Genomic DNA, 23,343 nt, shown 5'->3' on the forward strand with positions numbered 1-23,343 from the left:
CCCTCCCCCTCTTCGAGGGAGAGGGGACTGCCGCCGCTCTACCACCAACTCCCTCTACCGCGATCGGACCGGCCTTTGGCCGGCCGAGGGCGGGGGAGGGAAGGGGCCCATGCGTAGCATGGGAAGGGTGGGGGCACCCGGGCGAAAACCCTAAGCCGCCACCGCCACATGCGTGATGCAGCTCTTCGAACACACCTTGGAGCAGCTTTCGCAGCCGATGCAGTTGGCCGCGGTCTCGACCGTCATCACCTTCTTCTCGGCCTCGTCGTCGAAGGCGTCGACGATGTCGCCGTCCTCGGTCAGGCCGATCATGTTCAGCACGCCGCGTCCGCAGACCTTGAAGCAACGGCCGCAGCCGATGCACTGCTTCTGATCGATGGTCTCGACGAATTTCGGGGTCCAGCTCTGACCCCCCCGTGTGGTGCCGGTCAGGAACTCAGCCATGGGAATGCTCCTCTCGGGAAAGGGTGCGCCTAAGCCATTCTCGGAAGATGGAGGGGTTACGCCGTCTCCAGCGCCTTCAGCGCCGCCCGCTTCTCGGTCAGGGTCTTGAAGGCGTCATAGGTTTCCTGCGCCACCGTAAGGATGCTTTGCCAGTTCTGCGGAAGCTCTTCCGACAGATCATGCAAATCCATCTTCTTCTGGGTGGCGCGGGCGTTCAGCTTCTTGATCTCGTCCTTCAGGGAGTCGATGTCGCTCATGGTTGCAATCCCAGGGATCAGAGGTCGGCGACCTCGGGGTATTTCTTGATCAACGCCACCGCATCCTCGACCAGCTTGGCGCCGTCGGCGGCCATCTTCTCGATGCTGGGGAAGCCGAAGCGGTGGACGTCGCGCAGGGTCTTCGACACCACCACCAGCCGGCCGGTGGTCAGCACCATGCGGCCGAAGCCCTCATGGCTCATCTTCATCATCGGCGAGGCCATCATGCCGGTCCGTTTTTCGACGGTGACGCCGACCGCCTTGTAGAACAGCTCCAGCCGCCACAGCGTGTCCGGATCGGGATCGCCGATGATCGGGATGGCGGCCCGCGCCTCCTTGTCCAGCACGAAGGGAGCGAGCAGGGCCTCGTCCGGCTTGCCTTCCCAGGCGCCATAGCTGTCCTCGGCACGGAACAGCAGGACCAGCGTCTTCACGAACTGGTCGGCGACGGATATCTCGGCCACATCAACCATGCTCAGACCTCCTCCTCGTCGAAATGGAATTGCGGCGTCTCGCCCATCGCCTTGCGCAGCCAGGGCGGCGGATTGCCGTTCAGCGTCTGGACCAGCTTTTCGAGCAGGGCCGGAATGGTCTCGGTGGCCTCGACCTTCACCGGATGGATCTTCTTCGCCACCACGCGGGCGGCGGCCGAGGCGCCGATGGCCGACAGATAGACGATGGCGACATCGGCCAGCGCCTCCAGCTTGGGCACCAGCTTGTCCTCGTTGCCGTCCTCGAACATCGAGCCGCCGAACTGGAAGGTCTCCAGAAAGGCATGGCCCTGGCGGTCGACCCGATAGACGGCGATGTTCTTGGCCCAGCCGAAATGCGCATCGACGTGCTGCATGTCCTGGGTGCAGAAAGCGACCTTCATCGATCCTCCTTTGGTCGGGCGTGGGTCCTGCACCACGCTCAGACGGCGTTGCATCCGCATGATCCGCCTCCGCAGCCGTGAGCGTCCCCGTGACCGCGGCCCTCGTGATCCATCTCGCGGGCGAGGAACAGGTTGCCGATGTCGCACAGCAGCTCGCGCGTGCCGCGGTAGCCGACCTGCACGCGCAGCCCCGCCCCCAGCCGGTCGAACATCGGCAGGCCCATGCGGTGCAGGGCCACGCCGATCCGCGCAGCCCCCTGCCGCCCGTGCGAATTGGAGACGATCAGGTCGGCGTCGCGGGCCAGCGTCTCCAGGTCGGAATGATCGCCGACCATGATGGTGGCTGCCTTCAGCCGCTCCAGCACCGGGCTCTGCGTTGGCGACACCGCGGCGATCACCTCGGCCCCCATGTCGGCCAGGAAGCCGGTGACGGCATAGAGCAGGTCGGGTTCCAGCGCGACGGCGATGCGCTTGCGGCTGAAGAAGAAATGCCCGTCCAGCATGGCGTCGACCAGGGCTTCGCGCTGGCGCCGCAGCCGGGCCGGCGCCGGCTTGCCGGACAGTTCCATCAGCAGCCGGACCAGCTTGTCCGATGCCTCCAACCCGGTCAGGCGGCTGAAGAAGTGGCTGGGAACGTCGGTCTTCAGCTCCAGCGCATTGCCGGCCACCCGCATATGCTCGCCGACCACGATGGTGGCGGCCGAGGCGCCCATGGCGCGGATCTGCTCCACCGTCACGCCACCCAGCGAAGTGGCGGTGAAGTCGGTCGGCTGACGGCCCGCCATCGACAGCGACAGGTCGGGCAACATGATCGGCGACAGGCCGAAGCCTTCGATGATGTCGCGCAGTTCCTCGACATCGCCGGGCGACAGGTGGCTGCCGGCCAGCACATTGACCTGGGTCGGGATGCGCACCGGCGACGGTTCGACCAGCCGCTCGACCATCGCGGTGACGGCGGCGGCGAAGCCGTCCTCGAAGCCGCCGGCGAAGTCGGGGGTGTTGGCGAAGACCAGGGCGGTGTCGGCCATGTCGGGGTTGCGCTGGCGGAACAGCGTGTACTGTCCGCCCATGTCCTCGCCCTTGGTCTCGGTGACGCCGGTGGTGGCGACGCCGATCATGGCGGGCTTGTTGCGCTCGACGATGGTGCGGATCGCCTGTTCCAGATTGTCGTAGCCGCCGAGGATGGTGGAGACCTGATCCATCGCAGTGGTTTGCAGCGGGATCGCCTCGCGGAAATGGCGCACCAGCAGGACCAGCCCGAAGGCGGTGCAGCCCTGCGAGCCGTGGAACAGCGGCAGGCAACGGTCGATTCCGAGATAGGCCAGCGCAGCACCCAGCGGCTGGCTCATCTTCAGCGGATTGGTCGTGGCGGCCTTGGCGGCGGAGGGGAAGCGCTGGATGTGGGACATCGGCCTTACTCCGCCGCCAGAAGGGTGGAGGACGGACCGGACTCCCACGGTGCCGGCTGGCGCACCTGACGCCAGATCGGATTCGACAGCGTCTTGTCGATCTCCTCGCAGAGATTGACGATGCCGTCATAGCCGGCATAGGCGTGGTGGCGCTCCTGGTTGATGTCGAGCCAGGGAACCTTGGCCTTCAAGGAGATGAACTGCGACCGGCCGCCCGACATCATGATGTCGGCCTGATGGTCGGCCAGCATCCTGTAGATGTCGCGCGGCTTCAGGTCGTCCCACTGGTGGAACTCCTCGCCCTTCATCTTCTTGATGCGCTCTTTGTCCTCCTTGGTCGATTTCTTGGTCGAGGTGCCGAGGATGGTCAGTCCGGCGCCCTCCAGCGCGCTGACCATCGACCAGCTCTTGACCCCGCCGGTGAACAGCAGGACGCGCTTGCCGTCGAAGCGCGGCTTGTAGGGTTCCAGACGGCGCCAGACCCTGCTTTCCTCCCGCGCGATCACGCCTTCGGCCCGGTCGATCAGGCTCTTGTCGGCGCCGCGCTCCACCAGCATGCGGGCCATGGTGCGCAGCGTGTCCGACATGTCGGAGACGCCGTAGAAGGAGCCCTCGAAATAGGGGATGCCGTAGCGTTCCTGCATCTTGCGGCCGACATTCACCAATGCCTGGCTGCACACCATCATGGTGACGCGGGCGCGGTGGGCCTGGGCCACCTCCTTGTAGCGGCCGTCGCCGGAAATGCAGGACAGCAGGCGGATGCCGATCTCGTCCAGCAGCGGCTTGACCAGCCACAGCTCGCCGGCGAGGTTGTACTCGCCGATGATGCAGACGTCGGTGGGGGTGGTGTATTCCGGCTCCACCGTGCCGATGACATGCTCCAGCAGGGCCTCGCCGGCCAACTTGTTGCCGAGATTCTTCGATCCGACGAAGCCCGGCGCATCCACCGGGATCACCGGCTTGCCCAGCTTCTCCGACGCGAACCTGCACACCGCGGCGATGTCGTCGCCGGTCATGGCGGGCACGCAGGTCTGATAGACGAAGACGGCCGGCGGGTCGTATTGCTGCACGATCTCCTTGATGGCGCGGTAGAGCTTCTTTTCGCCGCCGCCGATGACGTCCAGCTCCGACAGGTCGGTGGTGAAGCCGGTGCGGTAGAGCTGCGGGCCGGAGGATTGCGAGCCGCGATTGTCCCACGAGTTGCCCAGACAGGCGATGGGGCCATGGACCAGATGGGCGGCGTCGGCGATCGGCTGAAGCACGATCATCGCCCCGTCATAGGCGCAGCCGCCGGCCGCGGCCCCCGGTTTCAGCGACTTGGTGCAGCCCTTCTTCTTCTCCTTGGCCGATTTGGCCTGGTTGGTCGCGCAGCCCGGTTCGTTGAAGACGTCCTGGATCTTGTCCTGGAGCATGCCCGCTCTCCCATCCTGGCGCCGGAAATGGCTCTGCACTGCAGTGATGCAGGGGGCGTGCCAGATGATAAGTCACTGACAAATAACAATTGTCGGGTTTATCGGCCCTGTCCGATAGCTGACAATCGGGGGGCCGGGTGCGGGCTTGTCGGGTGTCGCACATCCCGCGCAGGGGCAGGGCGGGGCCGCCCGTATCAGGACGCTTGTGGGAAAGGGGAGTTGCGATGGACCGGATCGGATGGAGCCTCCGCCGACAGGCGACGATGGCCGGGATACTGGTGGCGCTGGCGGCCGGGCCGGGGGCTGCGGCACAGGATGGTGCGGTGATCCGGATGGCGCGGGAGCCCGGTCGTGAGATCGGCGTCGCCTGCCGATACCTCGACCTCGATCAGCACGCGGCTCCGCCGGAAGCGACAATGCTGTGCGATGCCGCAGTCGAACTCGTCACGCGGATGGCATCCGACCGGGGCAGATCCGTGGTGCACCTCGGCCTGCGCACGGTGACGCCCGACGCCGAACCGACCGAAGAAATGCCGCCGACGGTCGATGGTCCGATTCTGCTGCTGGTCCTGGAGGGCCGCCGGGACTGGAGCGGAACCGCGCACCCCCGCCTGCTGCTGCGCGCCCGACCGGTCCGCGACGGCGTCGCCGCCCCGTCGGTCGGACTTCCGCCGGTCCCGGTCGAACTGGGCGGGGAGGGCTGGCGGGCGGCAGCCGACCGTGAGCTGGAGCGGGTGGTCGGCTTCGCCCTTCGGGATGGCTGAAGCGGTTCTGCTCAGCCGGCGCGCACCTCGTGGATGAAACGGTCGACTTCCGTCGACAGCTTCTCGGCATCGCCGAACAGGGCTCCGGCGGCGTCCAGCACCTGCTGGGCGGCGTTGCCGGTTCCGTCGGCGATCTGCTGGACGCCGCCGATGTTGCGGGAGATTTCCTGCGTGCCGGAGGCGGCTTGCTGCACGCTGCGGGCGATTTCGCGGGTTGCGGCATTCTGCTCCTCGACCGCGGCGGCGATGGTGGTCGACACCTCGTTCACCTGGGCGATGATGGTGGTGATCTTCTGGATGGCGCCCACCGTGTCGTCGGTCGCCGCCTGCATTGCTGCGATCTGGCTGGAGATCTCCTCCGTTGCCCTGGCAGTCTGGGTGGCGAGGCCCTTCACCTCGCTGGCGACGACGGCGAACCCCTTTCCCGCCTCGCCGGCGCGGGCCGCTTCGATGGTGGCGTTCAACGCCAGCAGGTTGGTCTGGCTGGCGATCTCCTGGATCAGCTGAACCACGGTGCCGATGCTGCGGGCCTGATCGGCCATGAGCTGGACATTCTGCGACGCCTCATCCGCCCGTTCCACCGCCTGACGGGCCACCGCACTCGACTGCGTCACTTGACGCGAGATCTCGCCGATGGAGGCGGTCATCTCTTCCGCGGAGGCGGCGACGGTCTGCACGTTGGTCGAGGCCTCCTCCGATGCGGCGGCGACGGCCGCGGCGCGCTTGCGGCTGTCCTCGGCCATGGTTGACAGCTCCTGCGAACTTCCCTTCATCCGGCTGGCGGAGCCGATGACCTGCCCGACGATGGCCTTGACCGTGTTCTCGAAACTGTCGGCCATCCGGGCCAGCGCGTTGCGCTTGTCCCGTTCCGCCTGCTCACGGGTCTGGCGCATCTCCTCTTCCATGGCGCGGTTGCGGGCGAGAGTCTCCTTGAACACCTCCAGCGACTGCGCCATCGCCCCGATCTCGTCCTTGCGGTCGAGTGCCGGGATGGAGACCGACAGGTCGCCGGCGCTCAGGCGCGACATCGCGTCGGTCATCCGGGTGATCGGGCGGGCGACGATGCGGACGATCAGCAGCCCCAGCAACGGCACGACGAAGACGATGGCGCCCAGCACGGTCGCGGCCAGCAGTTTGGCCAGAAGCTCCATCGGAGCCTGCACCTTCGCGCGATCCATCGACACCGCGACATGCCAATCCAGGCCGGGCAGCCCCTTGATGCTGTAGAACCGCACCAGCCGGCCGTCGTCGGTCGCGATCTCGCTTCCCCCGACCGGCTTGCGGCCGAAGGGCTTCATGACCATCGCCTCGTCCGGGTGGACCAGTATCTTGCCCTCGCCGTCGGCAAGGAAGACGAAGCCTTGGCCGTCCATCGCGAAGGAGCGCAGGAACTCCTGCAGCACGTCCAGCGGCAGATCGGCCCCGGCGACTCCGCGCAGCGTCCCCCCGCTGGTGACGGGCATCACCGCGCTGATCACCAGCTTCTTGGTGGTGGCGTCCTGATAGGGCTCCGACAGGGTCAGGTCGCGCGTCGTGATCGCGGATTTGTACCAGGGGCGTTTGCGCGGGTCGTAGCCGGGCGGCAGTTCGGACGGGTTGAAGGTGGTGAAGCGGCCATCCGCCTCCGATCCGAAATAGACCTCGGAGAAGGTGTCGCGCAGGGTCTTGCGCGCGATGATCGGCATGATCCCATCCGGGCTGGCGGAGGTGATGTCCTCCGCGACCAAACGGATCAGCATCATGCGCCCGGCAAGCCATTTCTGGATGCCGTCCACGGCAGCGATGCCGGCGGTCTCGATCCTGGCGTCGACCTCCGCCTGCAAGGCCTGCGACGACAGGCGGTAGACCAGCAGGCCGAGTGCCCCGACCGACAGCGTGATGAGAAGCGTGGCGGCGATCAGGATGCGATGGATGAATCTTCCGGATCGCCGGGTTGAGCCAGCCGGCTGGACAGTGGCGGACATGGAACTCCCCATGGATTGACGGCGGCCTTCCCGCCAGTCGGGCGATGGCACAAGCCGACCGGAACATTAGAGCCGGCTCGATGCCGCCGAACAAGGGATATCCCTAGCATTCGAAAGATGACGCTTTTGCGATTGCAGGACCTGGCAGATGAAATCTTTGGCAAGTCTTTGGAGAAATGCCGTTCCATGCATTTCCGCCGACCGTCTTCGATCAACGGGCCAGCATCCGCGCAGCTTCCTTGGTTTCCGCAATGGCGTTCCCGACCTGGACAAAAGCAGTGGAGATCGCGCCGATGCTCTGGTCCACGACAGCCACGGAGGTCGATGCACCCTGCATGTTGACCGAGATGTTGGCGGTGACCGTGGTCTGTTCCTCCACTGCGCCGGCGGACATCACGACGAATTGGCGAAGATTGCTCATGGACTTGCGGATGGCCGTCAGCGACGACACGACGTCGCGCGAAACGGCTTGCATTCCGTCGATCTCACGCGAGATCTGGGAAGTCGCGTTCGCCGACTGGTTGGCCAGATTCTTCACCTCGTTGGCGACGACGGCGAAGCCGCGGCCTGCCTCGCCCGCCCGCGCCGCTTCGATGGTCGCGTTCAGGGCCAGCATGTTGATCTGTCCGGCGATGGATCGGATCAGTTCGACGATGCCGCCCATCGCCTTTGCGACTTCCGACAGACGGGTGGCGGCCCTGTCGGCGTTGTCCGCCTCGCTCACCGCGACGTCGGCCGCCTGCTGCGACCGGGACATGCCGTCGGCGATCTCGTGGGCGGAAGCCGTCAGTTCCTCCGCCCCGGCCGCGATGGTCTGCACCGTCACCCGCGTTTCCGACGATGCGGCGGCGGCGGTATCGGCCTGCCGGTGGGCAGTGGTCATCGCCTGTTCGATCTCTGAAAAATTGGTGTCGATCAGGGACTTCAGGCGGCCCAGCATGCTGATCTGCTCGGTGATGTCGGTTGCGAACTTCACGACCTTGCGCAGTCGGCCCATATCGTCGAACACCGGGTTGTAGGATGCCTGGATCCAGACAACCCGTCCACCCTTGCCGATGCGCCTGTATTGGGCGGTTTCGAACCGTCCGCTGTTGAGCCTTTTCCAGAAATCGCGATAGGCGGCAGTCTCGCGTTCCTGTGGATCGACGAACATGCTGTGATGGCGCCCGCGGACCTCATCCAGACTGTAGCCGAGAACGCTGAGGAAATTCTCGTTGGCGGTGATGACTGTACCGTCCGGATTGAACTCGATCACCGCCTGCGACCGCGATATCGCATCGATCTTGCCGCGCATATCGGCGTTCGTCACCTGCCGTTCGGTGACGTCGGTGGCGAATTTGATGATCTTGCAGGCGCGGCCGGTGGCGTCGAGAATGGGGTTGTAGGTGGCCTCGATCCAGAGCTCGCGGCCGTTCTTGGCAATGCGCCGGTACAGCGCCCGCTGGAACTCGCCGCGTCTCAGCCGATCCCAAAACTCCTGATAGGCGGGACTGGCATGTTCGGCCGGGTCGACGAACATCCTGTGATGACGGCCGACCACTTCGGGCAATGAATAGCCCATCACCGCCAGGAAGTTGGTGTTGGCGTTCAGGATCGTTCCGTCGAGGGAAAACTCGATGATGGCAAGGGAGCGGTCCAGGGCGGACAGCAGCGCATGACTGTTGGAACCTTTGCCATAGATGGTCTGAATGAAGCCGAACATTTCCGCCCCCCCCTTTTTCTCGTGATGCGCCGGATCGGTTTCCGATCGAGCATCATCGAAACGCAGAAGACCGGCACCGGTCAATCCGTGCTGGTCCTAAGGTATAGGGTCTGGTGTGGAGTCTGAACCGATACGGAGAGTGTTGATCAACGCCCTTGCCGGGCTTGGTATTTGTGTGTCCATACATTTTGCTGACAATAATATTTCAGCCGCTTCCAACATGGTGATCTTGCGACCGATGATCGGATAACTTATTGTCCCCGGTGGATAATACTCCGCTCTCGCCTCTTCCGCGGTCGTTGGGTCTCCGTGGTTGCCGGCATTCCTGCGAAACAAAAATACCCGGAGCGCGCCGTTGCCGACACTCTCCGGGCTTTGGAGGTTGCCGCCGGGCCGGGGGGGGATGGAAACCCCGGCCCGTCGTGTGGGCTGGAACCGATGCCTGTGGAACCTATGCCGTTATTGCTGCCGGCCTTTCGGCCGGCGGGCCGGTCAGCGGATCAGGTCGAACGAGTAGTCGGTCTGGCCGACGATGTTGGTGTTGGCGTCGATGTCCTCGAAGATCCGGTCCAGGATCCGCACCAGCACGTTCAGCGCGCCCTGGTAGCCCCAGGTCGGATAGCGGTGGTGGTGGTGGCGGTCGAAGATCGGGTAGGTCAGGCGGATCAACGGAACCTTGGTGTCGCGCTCCAGATACTTGCCGTAGCTGTTGCCGATGATGTAGTCGACCTTGTCGGTGAAGATCAGCGAGCGCAGGTGCCACAGATCCTTGCCGCCATGGGCCGCACCCGAGGCGCCGAAGGGCGAGCCGTCCAGCAGCTTCTTGACCTGTTTCTCCCACTTCTTGGAACCCGAGGTGGACAGGATGTGCACCGGCTCCGCCCCCAGCTCCAGCAGGAAGCGGGTCATGCCGAGGCAGAAGTCCGGGTCGCCATAGACGGCGAAGCGCTTGCCGTGCATGTGGGTGTGGCTGTCGGCGATGGCGTCGACCAGACGGCCGCGCTCCAGCTTCAGGCTGGCCGGGACCGGCTTGCCCGACAGTTCGGCGAGCTTCAGCAGCAGCTCGTCGGTGCCGGTGACGCCCATCGGGTAGTTGAACTTGGCGACGTCCTGGCCCTTCTCCTTGCAGAACTGCAGGGTCTGGGTGGTGTTGTACTCCTGCATGGAGATGGTGGCCTTGGCGTGCAGGGCCTCCTTGGTCTCCTCGATGGTGGTGCCGCCGTCATACATGCGGTACTCGCCATCCATCGGCGTGTCGAAATTGTCGGACACGTCGGACAGGATCTGCAGCTTCACGCCGAATTCGCCGGCGATGCGCTTCAGTTCGCGGTTGTTGCCGACGGCGAAGCCGTCGAAACCGGGGATCAGGTTGATCTGCTCGGTCTTGGGCGTGTCGAAATTCTCCGACGTGCCCCAGAAGTTGGTCAGGATCCCCTTGATCATGTTGTCGTAGCCGACGATGTGGCTGCCGACGAAGGCCGGGGTGTGGGCGTAGGGGACCGGGAAGTCGGCCGGGACGCTGTCCTTGTTCTTCGCGTTGGCGATGAAGCCCTGCAGGTCGTCGCCGATGACTTCGGCCATGCAGGTGGTCATCACCGCGATCATCTTCGGCTTGTAGAGCGCATAGGCGTTCGCCAGGCCGTCGATCATGTTGTTCAGGCCGCCGAACACCGCCGCGTCTTCCGTCATCGACGAGGAGACCGCGCTGTTCGGCTCCTTGAAGTGGCGGGTCAGGTGGGTGCGGTAATAGGCGACGCAGCCCTGCGAGCCATGGACGAAGGGCAGGGTGCCCTCGAAGCCCTGGGCGGCGAACATCGCACCGATCGGTTGGCAGGCCTTGGTCGGGTTGATGACGACCGCTTCACGGGCGAAGTTCTTCGCCTTGTAGTCCTCGGACTTGGTCCATTCAGACACGCGGGCGACTTCCTCGTCCGAATGGCCGTACTCGAACTCGGTCTTCTTCTTCTCGAACATCGCCGCATATTCGGGCTGCCGGAAGAGGGTGTAGTGGTCGAGGACCTTGTCGGCGCTCTGCGAAAGCTTGTCGGTCATTCTCAAATTCTCCTGTTCCAGAGGCCGATGGTCAGAACGGGGCCTTCATCACGCCCCAGACGGGGTTGTTGATGGCCAGGTCCATGTCGCGGGCGAAGATCGCGAAGCCGTCATAGCCGTGGTACGGGCCGGAATAATCCCAGCTGTGCATCTGGCGGAACGGCAGACCCATCTTCTGGAACACGTACTTTTCCTTGATGCCCGACGCGACGAGGTCGGGACGCATCGCCTCGACGAACTTCTCCAGCTCGAACGCGGTGACATCGTCGTAGATCAGCGTGCCTTCCTTCACATAGTGCGGCGTGCGCTGATAGTCGTCGTTGTGGGCGAACTCGTAACCGGTCCCGATGATCTCCATGCCCAGGTCGTGATAGGCATCGACGACGTGGCGCGGACGCAGGCCGCCGACATAGATCATGACCTTCTTGCCGTTCAGCCGCGGCTTGTACTTGGCGATGACCGCATCGACCATCGGCTGGTAGCGGGCGATGACCTTCTCGGCGTTCTCCTTGATCTTGTCGTCGAAGAGGGCGGCGATCTTGCGCAGGGATTCGGCGATCTGGCTCGGGCCGAAGAAGTTGTATTCCATCCAAGGAATGTTGAACTTCTCTTCCATGTGGCGCGCGATGTAGTTCATCGAGCGGTAGCAGTGGATCAGGTTGACCTTGGCCTTCGGCGTGTTCTCCAGCTCGGCGAGCGTGCCGTCGCCCGACCACTGGGCGATCACGCGCAGGCCGATCTCCTCCAGCAGGATGCGGCTCGACCAGGCGTCGCCGCCGATGTTGTAGTCGCCGATGATGGTGACGTCATAGGGGGTGGAGACGAAGCCGGCCTTGGGTTCCGTCTTCTCGAACACCCAGTCGCGGATGGCATCGTTGGCGATGTGGTGGCCCAGCGACTGGGACACGCCGCGGAAGCCTTCGCAGCGCACGGGGATGACCGGCTTGCCGATTTCCGCCGACTTGGCGCGGGCGACAGCCTCGATGTCGTCGCCGATCAGGCCGATCGGGCATTCCGACTGGATCGAGATGCCGTTCACCAGCGGGAACAGCTCGTTGATTTCCTCGATGACCTTGTGCAGCTTCTTGTCGCCGCCGAAGACGATGTCCTTCTCCTGGAAGTCGGAGGTGAAGTGCATCGTGCCCCAGCTGTCCACACCGGTGTCGCCGATGTAGTAGTTGCGGCGGCCGGACCAGGAGTAGTAGCCGCAGCCCACGGGCCCGTGGGAGATGTGGATCATGTCCTTGATCGGACCCCACACCACGCCCTTGGAGCCGGCATAGGCGCAGCCGCGGATGGTCATGACGCCGGGGATGGACTTGACGTTCGACTTGACGCCGCAGTCCTTGGCCTCGGCCTCCAGCACGTTCAGGTGCTTGGCGCGGCGCTTGCGGGATTTTTCGGGATAGGCTTCGAGGACTTCGTTGACGAGGTTCTTGACGTCGACCGTGGTGTTCTCGGACAGGCTCATAGCCGGCCTCCTGCTTGAATATTCCGCGCCACTGCAGCGCGTGACCGAGCCCCTCCCTCCCACGCCGTCGCCCCTATGGTGGTTGGGTCGGCGTTGTGCGGGGCTGGGGATGGGGCCAGTGTTCAGGCGGTCCCCCCTGCATGGGCGGCAGGGGGGCCGGTAGGCAACCGTCGCTACGCCTGGGGTCAGGCGCCGGCCTTCGCCGCTTCCTTGGCGGCCAGCTCGGCGAGCTGCTGCTCCTCGGTCTTCATGATGCCGAAGTCCATCAGCATCTCTTCCAGCTCTTCCATGGTGATCGGGGTCGGGATGCAGCCCTGGCCGGAATTCGCATGGATCTTGTTGGCGAGCGCGCGGTATTCGCCGGCCTGCTTGCTGTCCGGGGCGTACTCGATGACCGTCATGCGGCGCAGCTCGGCGTGCTGGACGATGTTGTCGCGCGGCACGAAGTGGATCAGCTTGGAGCCCAGGCGCTTGGCCAGCGCGTCGGCCAGATCCCATTCCTTGTCGGTCTGGCGCTCGTTGCAGATCAGGCCGCCGAGACGGACGCCGCCGCTGTGCGCGTATTTCAGGATGCCCTTGGCGATGTTGTTGGCGGCGTAGAGCGCCATCATCTCGCCGGACATGACGATGTAGATTTCCTGGGCCTTGTTCTCGCGGATCGGCATGGCGAAGCCGCCGCAGACCACGTCGCCCAGCACGTCGTAGGACACATAGTCCACGTCGTCGTAGGCGCCGTTCTCTTCCAGGAAGTTGATCGAGGTGATGACGCCGCGTCCGGCGCAGCCGACCCCCGGCTCCGGACCGCCGGACTCGACGCACTTGATGTTCTTGTAGCCGATCTTGAGGACGTCCTCGAGCTCCAGATCCTCGACGGAACCGGCTTCGGCGGCCAGATGCAGCACGGTATCCTGGGCCTTGGCATGCAGGATCAGGCGGGTGGAGTCGGCCTTCGGATCGCAGCCGACGATCAGGATCCTCTGATCCAGCTCGACCAGCGCGGCCAGCGTGTTCTGAGAGGTGGTGGACTTGCCGATACCGCCCTTGCCGTAAAAGGCGATCTGACGCAGAGGCGCTTTGGCCATGTGGGTCGCTCCTGTGCTTGGGTCGTGGGTGTGTGTTTCGATCCGGTGCGGCCGGTTCGTGGTCGCTTCGAATTCCATGGGTTGCACGACCCGTGCCAGAGCAGGAAATGTCCGTAACATATTGATATAGTTTATATATTTTTCAGAATTGTGTTTCTCTTCCCTTTGTCGGGGTCCCGACACACACGACAAAGCCCGACATTTTGTCGGGTCTCTCGCGAAGGTCGGATGCCTGTTGGCCGAAGAGGCCGCCAATCGCGGATTTTTGGGGCTTTGCGGCGGATGGGGCATTGGCCGTGACGGCGGCGGTACCTTGTCAGGTGCGACGTGACCTTATCGGCGCGCCGGTATCCGGGCTGCGGAGAAGGCCGATCCCCACAACCGAGTCTCCATATGACCGTGCACGCGAAACGTGAAAGAACCTTCTTTGGCGGCGATCCGCCCGCGCACTAGAATGGGCGCGTCTGGGTAAAAGGGGCGGTTATGGTGAACGGAATCGGCATCGACATTGTCATCATCAAGAAGAACGGCACGGCCGACGTTGGCGCCAGTGCTTTTGCGGAGGTTGCGGAAACGATGCGCTTCGCGTTGCGCCGTCTGGGGGCAGATGCGGAGATCGTCATCAACAAGCTCAACCGCCAGAGACGCGCCATCATTCTGGGCGCCATCGACCTGACGCCGGAGGAAGGCGGCCGCCTGCCAAGCACGTCCATCATTTACAATCTGGAACAGATCCGCACGCTGCACCCGCGCAACGCCCATTACCCGGATCTCCTGCGCCGCTGCACGGTTTGGGATTACAGCCACCGCAACATTGCCGATCTGGCCGGAATGGGCATCCATGCGCGGCATGTTCCCATCGGGCATGTGGACGAGATGACCCGGATCCCGAACAGCCCATCCCCCGGCATCGATGTGCTGTTCTATGGCGCCGTGAACCCGCGCCGCAGCGCGATCCTCGACGCTATGGGCAGGCGTGGCCTGACCGTGGTCAGCCTTGAACATTATTACGGGGCGCGCCGCGACCAATTCGTCGCCGACGCGAAGCTGATCTTGAACCTGCATTACTACGAGGCGGGCATTTTCGAGATCGTGCGCGTCTCCCACATGCTGTCGAACCGCAAGGCGGTGCTGACCGAACGCCATCCCGGCACCGAGATCGACCCCGATCTGCTGGGCGGCTTGGCCTGAGCCCCTTACGAAGGGCTGGTCGAGGCTGCCTGCGGGCTGATCGCGGATGACGCGCGGCGGGAAGCCCTGGAGGAAGCAGGGTGGCGGTGCATGAGGCGACGGGACGCGGTGGAAGCCATGCGAAGGGTGGCCGGGGAACTGGGAATCATGCCAGCTTCGGAAAATCCCGACTTTCCGAAGCCGCTATCGCCCGCGCTCGCTCGCGAGCGCCGATAGGCGCGGGGGCTCCGTTCCCCGCCTTGCCTTTCGCGAACGGGCGACATGCGCGGCGGGCGCCGGTCCGGGCAGCCGATACCGGGTGTGTCAGCCGTTGTGCGCCAGGGCCTCGCGGGCCATGACCAGATGCATGGCCAACTCCTCCAGATCCCCGTCGAGGCCCATGTCGTGGAGAAGTTGGGCCAGCGACTGCCCCCGCCCCAGCAGGCGCCGTGCCGAGGCCGCATCCGTCGGGCGGCGGAGCATCGTTTCGATCAGCCGCTCTCCGGTCAGCTTCGCCAAGGCGTCCGTGCGCTCGACCAACCGTTGTTTCAGTGTATCGACGGCGGCCGGGCGGCCGGCGTGGGTCAGGTCGGCGCAGAAATGATGAAGGCTGCGCAGTTGGCGCAGCAGGGCGGCGAACAGCAGGTCGTCCAGTTCGCCGCCGGCGGCGGCCTTTTCGACGAGATCGAACAAGGTGTCGGAAAGCCGCCATGCCGCCGACAGCCAGTCGTTCATCGCCTTGCGGTCGGCCGGTTCGACGAAGGGGCCGGATTCCTCCTTGGTCTCCTCCTGGTCGTCGAGGTTGCGCAGCGCGATGACGATCAGCCCGTCGGCCTGGGCCAGCGTGGCGAGGCTGGCATGCAGCGCCTTCAGCCCACGGTCGGCGACGAATCCCTCGATCGCCTCGGTGGCGCGATGCAGGGAATAGCGGGCCAGCCGGCGCGACTGATAGACGACGTCCTGCAACGCAGTGCCGCCGCCCAACGCCTCCAGCATCATCCGCCGCACCTCGAAGCGCAGCAGGGCGCGGGCCAACCGGTCGATGCCGCCGACGTCGATGGGGCGGCGATCCCTGGTCAGGGCGTCGGCAGTGGCGCGGGCGTCCAATTCGATGGCGGCGATCACAGCCTTGAGGTGGCTTTTGCCGCCGCCGCGCATCCGGCTGACCAGGGCCTGCATCGCCTCGGCAAGGTCGATGGCGCTGGGCAGGCTTTCCTCATGGGCGGTGCGGCCTGTCACCAGCCGGTCGATCAGATGGTCGCGCACCCCCGGCAACAACACGTCGGTGACGATCTGCCCGATCGGCCGCAGCAGCGCCTCCAGCATCCGGCCCGGCGACTGCCCGACCAGTCCCGGAAGCGGGTTGATCGGCCTGGGCACCAGCTTTGGCCGGTGCGGCTCCAGCAGTTCCAGCACCGTGTCGCCACGCAGGGGGGTGATGGTGCCGCGCAGAAGCTGGGCGAGGCGCAGCGCCGTCCGCGCCTCGTCGATGCCACGGGGCGGGCGGGCGTTGGGCGCTGCCGGGGCGTCCGGTGCGGACTGGGAAGAGGGGGGCTGCGTTCGGGCAAGAGTCTGTGCTGGCACCGGCGGAGTGCGCCGGCCCCGGCTGTCGTCGTACTTGGTCGGCCAGAAGGCCATGCGGGTGCCGCCGGATCGTAAGCGTTGCTGTACTGAGTATGGGGACGGGCTGTCCGGCTTCAAATGGACAATGTTGCGACATGCGGCGAAGGAACCCGGCCCGGTCCCGCGGTCCGGGCTTGGCACGCGCCCACATATATAATATCCATAATAAAATAATGGCAATCCGGGATGGGCAAGCGTGGCGGATGGATGGGCGATACGCGATTCGGCTGGTCGGACGAAGGACCCCGAGTCTCATCCTGATTCGCCGCTGGCCCTTCGTGCCCACCGCACCAACCTCGTCAATATCCCGGCCGCCACGCTGTGCAGCGAGGCCTACAACGACGAGCCGCGGCGCCTGCGCATCGGCGCCACCCGCAGCGAACACGCCGCATTGTTCGAAGCGCTGGACGAGTGCCGCGATGCGCTGACGGCCTCCGACATCTTCCAGCGCCATATGGCCGCGGTGTTCGGGGTGAATCCCGACTTCTCCGGGGCCGACGGGCCGGACGGCCGGCGGCGTTTCCGCGCCAGCTACCTGCGGCTGCTGAAGGGCTGGATGTTCGACAGCAACCGGGCGGAAGGAGCGGTGCTGAAGGGGTGGGTGGAAAGCCGGTTCGGCCTGCTGCCGACCTTCCATGGCGAACCGATCCGCCGCTTCGCCTCCGACGCCTGGGCCGCTTATGGCGAGCAGAAGCAATCGACCCGCTTCCACAACAACAACATCCACCTGCAGCTCGACCTTCTGTACGAGTTCTGCCAGTGGACGATCCGCCGCGGCTGGCCCGACGCACCGATGCCCAACTGGGCCTCGCACATCCGGCTCTACCGTGGCGTCAACGATTTCGCGGAACACCCTGTCGTCGCCCGGCCTGACAAGCGCACGGCGGTGCTGCGGCTGAACAACCTGTGTTCCTTTTCCATCGACCGCGACATCGCCGGCCAGTTCGGCGACCACATCCTCGACGCCTGGGTGCCGCTGCCCAAGGTCGTCTTCTTCCGCGACATTCTGCCGCGCTATCCTTTCCAGGGCGAAGGGGAGTATCTGGTGATTGGCGGGGATTACCGGGTGGGTGTGTCGCTTCTCTGACAACCTCACGCCTGGCGGCGGCCTTCCGGCCGTTTCGCCGGGCGCACCAGGAAAGGGCGGCCTCTGTGCCCGATGGCATGACCGATCCGACGATTCCGACTCCAGAAATCCGTTCCAGGGCGCTCGGCGCCTATCTCGGCCTCGCCTGCGGCGACGCGCTGGGGGCGACGGTGGAGTTCCTGACCAAGGGCGAGATCGCCCATCAATATGGAGTTCACAAGCACATCAAGGGCGGCGGTTGGCTGAAGCTGACCGCCGGGCAGGTGACCGACGACACCGAGATGTCGCTGCATCTCGGCCGCGCCATCCTGTCGGGTCCGGAATGGGAGGCCCGCCGCGCCGCGGAGGAATTCGCGGTCTGGCTGAAATCGGTGCCGGTCGATGTCGGCGACACGACGCGCCGCGGCATCCGTCGCTTCATCATGCACGGCACTCTGGAGGAGCCGGAGTCGGAATACCATGGCGGCAACGGCGCCGCGATGCGCAACCTGCCGGTGGCGCTGGCGACGCTGGGCGACGACGCGGCCTTCGAACGCTGGTCGCTCGAGCAGTCGCACATCACGCACTGCAACCAGCTGTCCGACGCCGCGGTGATCGCGCTGGGCCGGATGGTGCGGCGGCTGGTGTCGGGCGGCGGCATCGTCGCGGCGCGGGAGGAGGCGAACGCCCTGATCGCCAAGCACCGCCAGTTCAAGTTCGAACCCTACCGCGGCCTGTCCACGGCCTTCGTCGTCGATACGGTGCAGACCGTCTTCCATTATTACTTCCAGACCGATTCGGTCGAATCCTGCGTGGTGGAAACGGTGAACCAGGGCGGCGACGCCGACACCACCGGCGCCATCGCCGGCATGCTGGCCGGGGCCACCTATGGCGTGGAGTCGATCCCGTCGCGCTGGCTGCGCAAGCTGGACCGCGAGGTTCATGACGAGATTTGTCGGCAAACCGACGCGCTGCTGGCACGCGCGCCGCTGTTCCGGGGGAGATGACCGATGGCAGACGTGATCTTTTTCGAGAAGCCCGGCTGCGGCGGCAATGCGCGGCAGAAAGCCCTGCTTGAGCTGGCCGGTCACAGGGTGATCGCCCGCGACCTGCTCGCCGAATCCTGGACGCCCGCGACTCTCCGCCCCTTCTTCGGCGACCGCCCGGTGGCCGACTGGTTCAACCGCGCCGCGCCGGCGGTGAAGAGTGGCGAGGTGGTGCCGGAGGCGATGGACGAGACGGCGGCGCTGGCTGCGATGGTCGAGCGCCCGCTGCTGATCCGCCGCCCGCTGATGCAGGTTGGCGACCGCCGCGACTGCGGCTTCGAGACCGGGCGGGTGGATGCCTGGATCGGACTGGGCGGCTCCCCGGCGCCCGGCAGGATGGAGGGGTGCCTCAGGCCGGATATGTCGCCCTGCCCGAAGCCATCAGGCCCGAAGCCATGAACGCGTGACCTCGCGGACCACCTGTCGTAGCTTGTCGCCCCCGAGGCGACGACAAGCGGCAGACGAGGACACCATGTGCGAACTCCTGGGCATGAGCGCCAACGTGCCCACGGACATCTGCTTCAGCTTCGCCGGCCTGATGCGCCGCGGCGGACAGACCGGGCCGCACCGCGACGGCTGGGGCATCGCCTTTTACGAAGGCAAGGGCTGCCGCACCTTCCATGATCCGGCGCCGAGCAGCGAATCGGAGATCGCCCGGCTGGTCAGCCAGTATTCGATCAAGTCCTGCACGGTGATCTCGCACATCCGCCGCGCCAACCGTGGCCGGGTCTCGCTGGAGAACACGCACCCCTTCACCCGCGAGCTGTGGGGCCGGGTGTGGACCTTCGCCCACAATGGCCAGCTGAAGGGCATCAAGGACCGCGTCCTGACCTTCTACGAGCCGGTCGGCAGCACCGACAGCGAGCACGCCTTCTGCTGGCTGCTCGATCAGATCCGCATGCAGTATCCGGAGCCGCCGAAGACCACCACCGGGCTGATGAAGCTGATCCGCCATCTGGCCGCCGATCTCGGTTCGCTCGGCGTGTTCAACATGCTGCTCAGCGACGGCCGCTATCTCTGGTGCCATTGCGCCACCAACCTCGCCTGGCTGACCCGCAAGGCCCCGTTCGGCGCCGCCACCCTGGTCGATGCCGACATGAGCGTCGATTTTTCCAAGGAGACGACGCCCAACGACGTCGTCACCGTCATCGCCACCCGGCCGCTGACCAGGGACGAGGCCTGGACGGTGATGCAGCCGGGCCAGATGGCTGTCTTCCGCGGCGGTGGGCTGGTGACGCGCTGAACCGGCGAACCCCGCGCGATTGTTGCTTCGCCGGAGACGATCTTTCGCGCACATCCCGGCTTAACCTTTGGAAAGCAAAGAGGCATCTTGGGCGCCAGAACCCGGCCGGACATAACGGTCGCAACAACCAGAAGGCTCCTTCCGTCATGACCAAGATCCTGCATGTCGACTCCAGCCCGCTCGGCACCGCCTCCGTCACCCGCCAGCTGACTGCCTCCATCGTCGAGGCTCTGGTGAAGGCCGACCCGGCTGCCACCGTCGTCACCCGTGACGTTGCGGCCAACCCGCCGGCCCACCTCGACGGCGAGCTGCTGCCGGTCCTCAAGCTCGGCGTTGTGGATGGGCTGAGCGAGCGTCAGCGCGAAGAGCTGGCCCTGACCAATGTCCTGCTCGACGAGTTCCTGGCCGCCGACGTCGTCGTGGTCGGTGCGCCGATGTACAACTTCTCCGTCCCGACCCAGCTGAAGGCCTGGATCGACCGCCTCGCCCAGGCCGGCCGTACCTTCCGCTACACCGAGAAGGGGCCCGAGGGTCTGGCCGGCGGCAAGCGCGTGATCGTGGCCTCGGGCCGTGGCGGCGTCTATTCGACCAACCCGGCGCTGGCCGGTCTGGACCACCAGGAGGCCTATCTGCGCTCGGTGTTCGGCTTCTTTGGCATCACCGACGTGACCTTCATCCGCGCCGAGGGCGTCAGCATGGGTCCGGAAGCCAAGGATAAGGCGCTGGCCGCCGCGACCAAGGAAATCGAGAGCCTGATGGCCGCTGCCTGAGGCCTGAGTCTAGGACTGGGATGGGGCGGGTCTTGTACCCGCCCCCATTCGTTACTGGAACGCCACTTCCGCCAGGCTGCGCAGCTTGCGGGAGTGCAGCGTTTCCATCCCGTGCTCGCGCAGCAGTTCCATTGCCAGCACGCCGATCTTCAGATGCTGGTCGACCCGCTCCCGATAGAAGCGGTCGGCCATGCCCGGCAGCTTCAACTGCCCATGCATCGGCTTGTCCGACACGCACAGCAACGTCCCATACGGCACGCGGAAGCGGAAGCCGTTGGCGGCGATTGTGGCGCTTTCCATGTCCAGCGCGATGGCCCGGCTCTGGCTGAACCGCATCAGCGGTTCGCGGTGATCGCGCAGCTCCCAGTTCCGGTTGTCGATGGTCGCCACCGTACCGGTGCGCATGATGCTCTTCAGGTCGAAACCCGACAGCCCGGTCACCCGCTCCACAGCCGTTTCCAGCGCGCGCTGAACCTCCGCCAGGGCCGGCACCGGCACCCACAAGGGCAGGTCGGCATCCAGCACATGGTCCTCGCGGACATAGCCGTGCGCCAGCACGTAATCGCCCAGCCGCTGGGTGTGGCGCAGCCCGGCGCAGTGACCCAGCATCAGCCAAGCGTGCGGGCGCAGCACCGCGATGTGGTCGGTGATGGTCTTGGCGTTCGACGGGCCGACGCCGATGTTCACCAGCGTGATGCCGTTGCCGTCCGGCCGTTTCAGGTGATAGGCCGGCATCTGCGGCATGCGGGTCAGCTTGCCCGCAGGAGCATCGGTGAAACCGCCCAAATTCCGGTTGGTGGTGATGATGTCGCCCGGCTCGACGAAGCTGTCATACTGAGCACGGTAGGCCGCCAGATCGGCGTCGCCCGTTGGCTCCATGATCTCGCGCGACAGGCGGATGAACTCGTCCACATAGAACTGATAGTTGGTGAACAGGACGAAATTCTGGAAATGCTCCGGCGCCGTCGCGGTGTAGTGGCGCAGCCGGTGCAGCGAGAAATCCACTCGGGGGGCGGTGAACAGTGCCAGCGGCTTCACCGCGTCGGGGCCACCGTCGAAAGTGCCGTTGACGATGGTGTCGTCCATCCGCGCCAGATCGGGCAGGTCGAACAGATCCGGCAGCTTGGTCAGCCGGTCCGGCGGCAGATCGCCTTCGACATACATGCCGTTGGGGAAGGCGAAATGGATCGGGATCGCCTCTTCGCTGACGCCGACCTCCAGCGGGACGCCGTGGTTGCGCAGCAGGAGCGTGAACTGTTCCAGCAGATAGCGCTCGAACAGATCGGGCCGCGTCACCGTGGTGGAATGGACGCCGACCCCCTCGACGAAGCCATAGGACAGCCGTGTATCGACTGCCGCCCCCGAAACGGCGGTCAGCCTTACATAGGGGTAGTAGGCCCGGTTCCGTCCGCCTTCCTCTTCGCCCTGGGTATAGGCGGCGAAGCGGTCGCGCAGGTAGGCGGTATTGCGCTCGTAAATGTCGCGCACGCAGGCCAGTGCAGCTTTGGCATCGGTGAAGCGCCCGGCCGACCCGGGCTGGAACGGGGCTTTATCAGTCATGTCGTCAAAGATGGAGTACGAACGACTGGCTGGGAAGGCCGAAATTCGGCCTGCCCCCGGCGCGTATCCCTTCGGAGGTTACGAATGCCATCGCCGGTCAATCGGCGCCCAACCCCATCAGCGACTTGGCGAAGGCATCGGCATCGAACGGGCGCAGGTCGTAGACGCCCTCGCCGACGCCGACGGCGTGGACCGGAATCTTGAACTTCTCCGCCAGCGAAACCAGCACGCCGCCGCGGGCGGAGCCGTCCAGCTTGGTCAGGATCAGGCCGTTGACGTTGACCATGTCGCGGAAGATCTCGACCTGGCTGTGCGCGTTCTGGCCGGTGGTGGCGTCCAGCGTCAGAAGGGTGGTGTGCGGCGCCGTCTCGTCCAGCTTCTTGATGACGCGGACGATCTTGCGCAGTTCCTCCATCAGGCCTGTCTTGTTCTGCAGTCGGCCGGCGGTGTCGATCAGCAGCACGTCGACCCCTTCGGCCCTCGCCCGTTCCAGCGCGTCATAGGCGAGGCCAGCGGCATCGGCCCCGGTGTCGCGCGCCACGACCGGGCAGCCGGTGCGCTCGCCCCAGATCTTCAGCTGGCTGACCGCGGCGGCGCGGAAAGTGTCGCCGGCGGCGAGCATCACGCTCTTGCCCTCCGCCTTGAACTGGCGGGCGAGCTTGCCGATGGTCGTGGTCTTGCCGGTGCCGTTGACGCCGACGACCAGAATGACATGCGGCTTCAGCGCCGGGTCCAGCACCAGCGGCTTGGCGACCGGCGTGACGATCTTCGACACCTCGGCGGCAAGCGTTGCCTTGACCTCCTCCGGCGAGACCTCCTTGCCGAAGCGGGTGCGCGCCAGCTCCGCCGTAACCTTCGCCGCGGTGGCCGGGCCGAGGTCGGCGGTGATCAGCAGCTCCTCCAGCTCTTCGAGCGCGGCGTCGTCCAGCTTGCGCTTGGTGAAGATGCTGGTGATGCCGTCGGTCAGCTTGGAGGAGGATTTCGACAACCCTTCCTTCAGCTTGGCGAACCAGCCCTTCTTGGTCGGCGGCGCCTCCTCGGCGACCGCGGCGACGGGGGCAGGCGCCGGCGGCAGTTCCGGAAGGGGGGCAGGCGCCGGTGCCGGGGCAGGGATCACCGGGGCCGGGGCGGGCTGCGGCTCGACCGGAGCGGTGGGCGGCAGGGCCGGGGCCGGAGCAATGGGGGCGGGCGCGACGGCCACCGGCGGCGGCTCGACGCTCGGCGGCGCGGGCGGCAGCTCCGGCTCCGGCTCGATTTCCGGCTTGGGGGCGGGCGGAGCGGCCGGGGGCTCCGGCGCTTTCTCCGGTTCCGGCGCGGGGTTGGCGGACTCCTGGGTGACCGGTTGGTCCTTCGCCGCCTCGTCCTTGTGAGCGGTCTCTTCGGGCTTCTTGCGGCCGAACCAGCGGAAAATCATGGAATGTCCACTATGAAAGG

Annotated in this window: 21 protein-coding genes; 7 read left to right on the forward strand and 14 right to left on the reverse strand. The window is 65.6% G+C overall.

The features are described from left to right. Positions 1–150 precede the first annotated feature (150 nt). From fdxB to nifE, 6 genes are read right to left on the reverse strand one after another with little or no spacing between them, the layout of a single operon-like run. Positions 151–444 carry a ferredoxin III, nif-specific gene (gene fdxB, locus A6A40_RS02860; protein WP_063634021.1) on the reverse strand — a complete coding sequence of 98 codons (294 nt, stop codon included), beginning with the start codon at positions 442–444 and terminating at the stop codon, positions 151–153. Between the two features lie 56 nt (positions 445–500). After that, positions 501–701, reverse strand: a complete 201-nt coding sequence (locus tag A6A40_RS02865; protein ID WP_063634022.1) for a CCE_0567 family metalloprotein — start codon at positions 699–701, stop codon at positions 501–503. A 17-nt stretch (positions 702–718) separates the two neighbouring features. Beyond that, positions 719–1,174, reverse strand: a complete 456-nt coding sequence (locus A6A40_RS02870) for a NifX-associated nitrogen fixation protein (protein ID WP_063634023.1) — start codon at positions 1,172–1,174, stop codon at positions 719–721. Between the two features lie 2 nt (positions 1,175–1,176). Then, positions 1,177–1,575, reverse strand: a complete 399-nt coding sequence (nifX, locus tag A6A40_RS02875) for a nitrogen fixation protein NifX (protein ID WP_063634024.1) — start codon at positions 1,573–1,575, stop codon at positions 1,177–1,179. 38 nt (positions 1,576–1,613) lie between these two features. After that, a complete protein-coding gene (gene nifN / locus A6A40_RS02880) occupies positions 1,614–2,984 on the reverse strand; it encodes a nitrogenase iron-molybdenum cofactor biosynthesis protein NifN (protein WP_063634025.1) in 1,371 nt (456 codons plus the stop codon). 5 nt (positions 2,985–2,989) lie between these two features. Then, complete coding sequence (gene nifE / locus A6A40_RS02885) at positions 2,990–4,396, reverse strand: nitrogenase iron-molybdenum cofactor biosynthesis protein NifE (protein WP_063634026.1); 1,407 nt, start codon at positions 4,394–4,396, stop codon at positions 2,990–2,992. Between the two features lie 224 nt (positions 4,397–4,620). On the opposite strand from nifE, the gene A6A40_RS02890 reads away from it, so the two are divergent. Continuing rightward, a complete protein-coding gene (locus A6A40_RS02890; protein ID WP_063634027.1) occupies positions 4,621–5,160 on the forward strand; it encodes a hypothetical protein in 540 nt (179 codons plus the stop codon). A gap of 11 nt (positions 5,161–5,171) precedes the next feature. On the opposite strand, the gene A6A40_RS02895 is transcribed toward A6A40_RS02890, so the two are convergent. The 5 genes from A6A40_RS02895 to nifH form a co-directional block, all read right to left on the reverse strand. Then, the gene (locus tag A6A40_RS02895) at positions 5,172–7,124 is read right to left on the reverse strand and encodes a methyl-accepting chemotaxis protein (RefSeq protein WP_063634028.1); all 1,953 of its coding nucleotides are present in this window, start codon (positions 7,122–7,124) and stop codon (positions 5,172–5,174) included. 211 nt (positions 7,125–7,335) lie between these two features. Then, the gene (locus tag A6A40_RS02900) at positions 7,336–8,826 is read right to left on the reverse strand and encodes a methyl-accepting chemotaxis protein (protein ID WP_063636091.1); all 1,491 of its coding nucleotides are present in this window, start codon (positions 8,824–8,826) and stop codon (positions 7,336–7,338) included. Positions 8,827–9,318: 492 nt separating this feature from the next. After that, the gene (gene nifK, locus A6A40_RS02905; protein WP_063634029.1) at positions 9,319–10,878 is read right to left on the reverse strand and encodes a nitrogenase molybdenum-iron protein subunit beta; all 1,560 of its coding nucleotides are present in this window, start codon (positions 10,876–10,878) and stop codon (positions 9,319–9,321) included. A 31-nt stretch (positions 10,879–10,909) separates the two neighbouring features. After that, the gene (nifD, locus tag A6A40_RS02910; RefSeq protein ID WP_063634030.1) at positions 10,910–12,349 is read right to left on the reverse strand and encodes a nitrogenase molybdenum-iron protein alpha chain; all 1,440 of its coding nucleotides are present in this window, start codon (positions 12,347–12,349) and stop codon (positions 10,910–10,912) included. Positions 12,350–12,534: 185 nt separating this feature from the next. Continuing rightward, complete coding sequence (gene nifH, locus A6A40_RS02915) at positions 12,535–13,431, reverse strand: nitrogenase iron protein (RefSeq protein ID WP_063634031.1); 897 nt, start codon at positions 13,429–13,431, stop codon at positions 12,535–12,537. A gap of 483 nt (positions 13,432–13,914) precedes the next feature. On the opposite strand from nifH, the gene A6A40_RS02920 reads away from it, so the two are divergent. After that, complete coding sequence (locus tag A6A40_RS02920) at positions 13,915–14,622, forward strand: hypothetical protein (RefSeq protein ID WP_063634032.1); 708 nt, start codon at positions 13,915–13,917, stop codon at positions 14,620–14,622. A 303-nt stretch (positions 14,623–14,925) separates the two neighbouring features. Here A6A40_RS02920 and A6A40_RS02925 read toward each other — a convergent pair whose 3' ends face one another. Next, a complete protein-coding gene (locus tag A6A40_RS02925) occupies positions 14,926–16,239 on the reverse strand; it encodes a hypothetical protein (protein WP_063634033.1) in 1,314 nt (437 codons plus the stop codon). 181 nt (positions 16,240–16,420) lie between these two features. Here A6A40_RS02925 and A6A40_RS02930 point away from each other — a divergent pair, with 181 nt between their 5' ends. The 5 genes from A6A40_RS02930 to A6A40_RS02950 all read left to right on the forward strand — a co-directional run bounded on the left by A6A40_RS02930 (position 16,421) and on the right by A6A40_RS02950 (position 20,349). Then, positions 16,421–17,311, forward strand: a complete 891-nt coding sequence (locus A6A40_RS02930) for an NAD(+)--dinitrogen-reductase ADP-D-ribosyltransferase (RefSeq protein ID WP_063634034.1) — start codon at positions 16,421–16,423, stop codon at positions 17,309–17,311. Between the two features lie 77 nt (positions 17,312–17,388). Continuing rightward, on the forward strand, positions 17,389–18,297 hold the full coding sequence (draG, locus tag A6A40_RS02935) for an ADP-ribosyl-[dinitrogen reductase] hydrolase (protein WP_063634035.1): 909 nt from the start codon (positions 17,389–17,391) through the stop codon (positions 18,295–18,297). Between the two features lie 3 nt (positions 18,298–18,300). Next, complete coding sequence (locus A6A40_RS02940; RefSeq protein WP_063634036.1) at positions 18,301–18,735, forward strand: ArsC/Spx/MgsR family protein; 435 nt, start codon at positions 18,301–18,303, stop codon at positions 18,733–18,735. Positions 18,736–18,808: 73 nt separating this feature from the next. Further along, positions 18,809–19,579: a class II glutamine amidotransferase gene (locus A6A40_RS02945; RefSeq protein WP_063634037.1), complete on the forward strand. Its 771-nt coding sequence runs from the start codon at positions 18,809–18,811 to the stop codon at positions 19,577–19,579. Positions 19,580–19,725: 146 nt separating this feature from the next. Next, the gene (locus A6A40_RS02950; protein WP_063634038.1) at positions 19,726–20,349 is read left to right on the forward strand and encodes an FMN-dependent NADH-azoreductase; all 624 of its coding nucleotides are present in this window, start codon (positions 19,726–19,728) and stop codon (positions 20,347–20,349) included. A gap of 51 nt (positions 20,350–20,400) precedes the next feature. Here A6A40_RS02950 and A6A40_RS02955 read toward each other — a convergent pair whose 3' ends face one another. Together A6A40_RS02955 and ftsY are read right to left on the reverse strand one after the other, a co-directional pair. Beyond that, positions 20,401–21,909: an AMP nucleosidase gene (locus A6A40_RS02955; protein ID WP_063634039.1), complete on the reverse strand. Its 1,509-nt coding sequence runs from the start codon at positions 21,907–21,909 to the stop codon at positions 20,401–20,403. A 97-nt stretch (positions 21,910–22,006) separates the two neighbouring features. After that, positions 22,007–23,323 carry a signal recognition particle-docking protein FtsY gene (gene ftsY / locus A6A40_RS02960; protein ID WP_082860703.1) on the reverse strand — a complete coding sequence of 439 codons (1,317 nt, stop codon included), beginning with the start codon at positions 23,321–23,323 and terminating at the stop codon, positions 22,007–22,009. Positions 23,324–23,343: the final 20 nt, after the last annotated feature.

Origin of the sequence: Azospirillum humicireducens (assembly GCF_001639105.2) — a bacterium.
GTDB classification, from domain to species: domain Bacteria; phylum Pseudomonadota; class Alphaproteobacteria; order Azospirillales; family Azospirillaceae; genus Azospirillum; species Azospirillum humicireducens.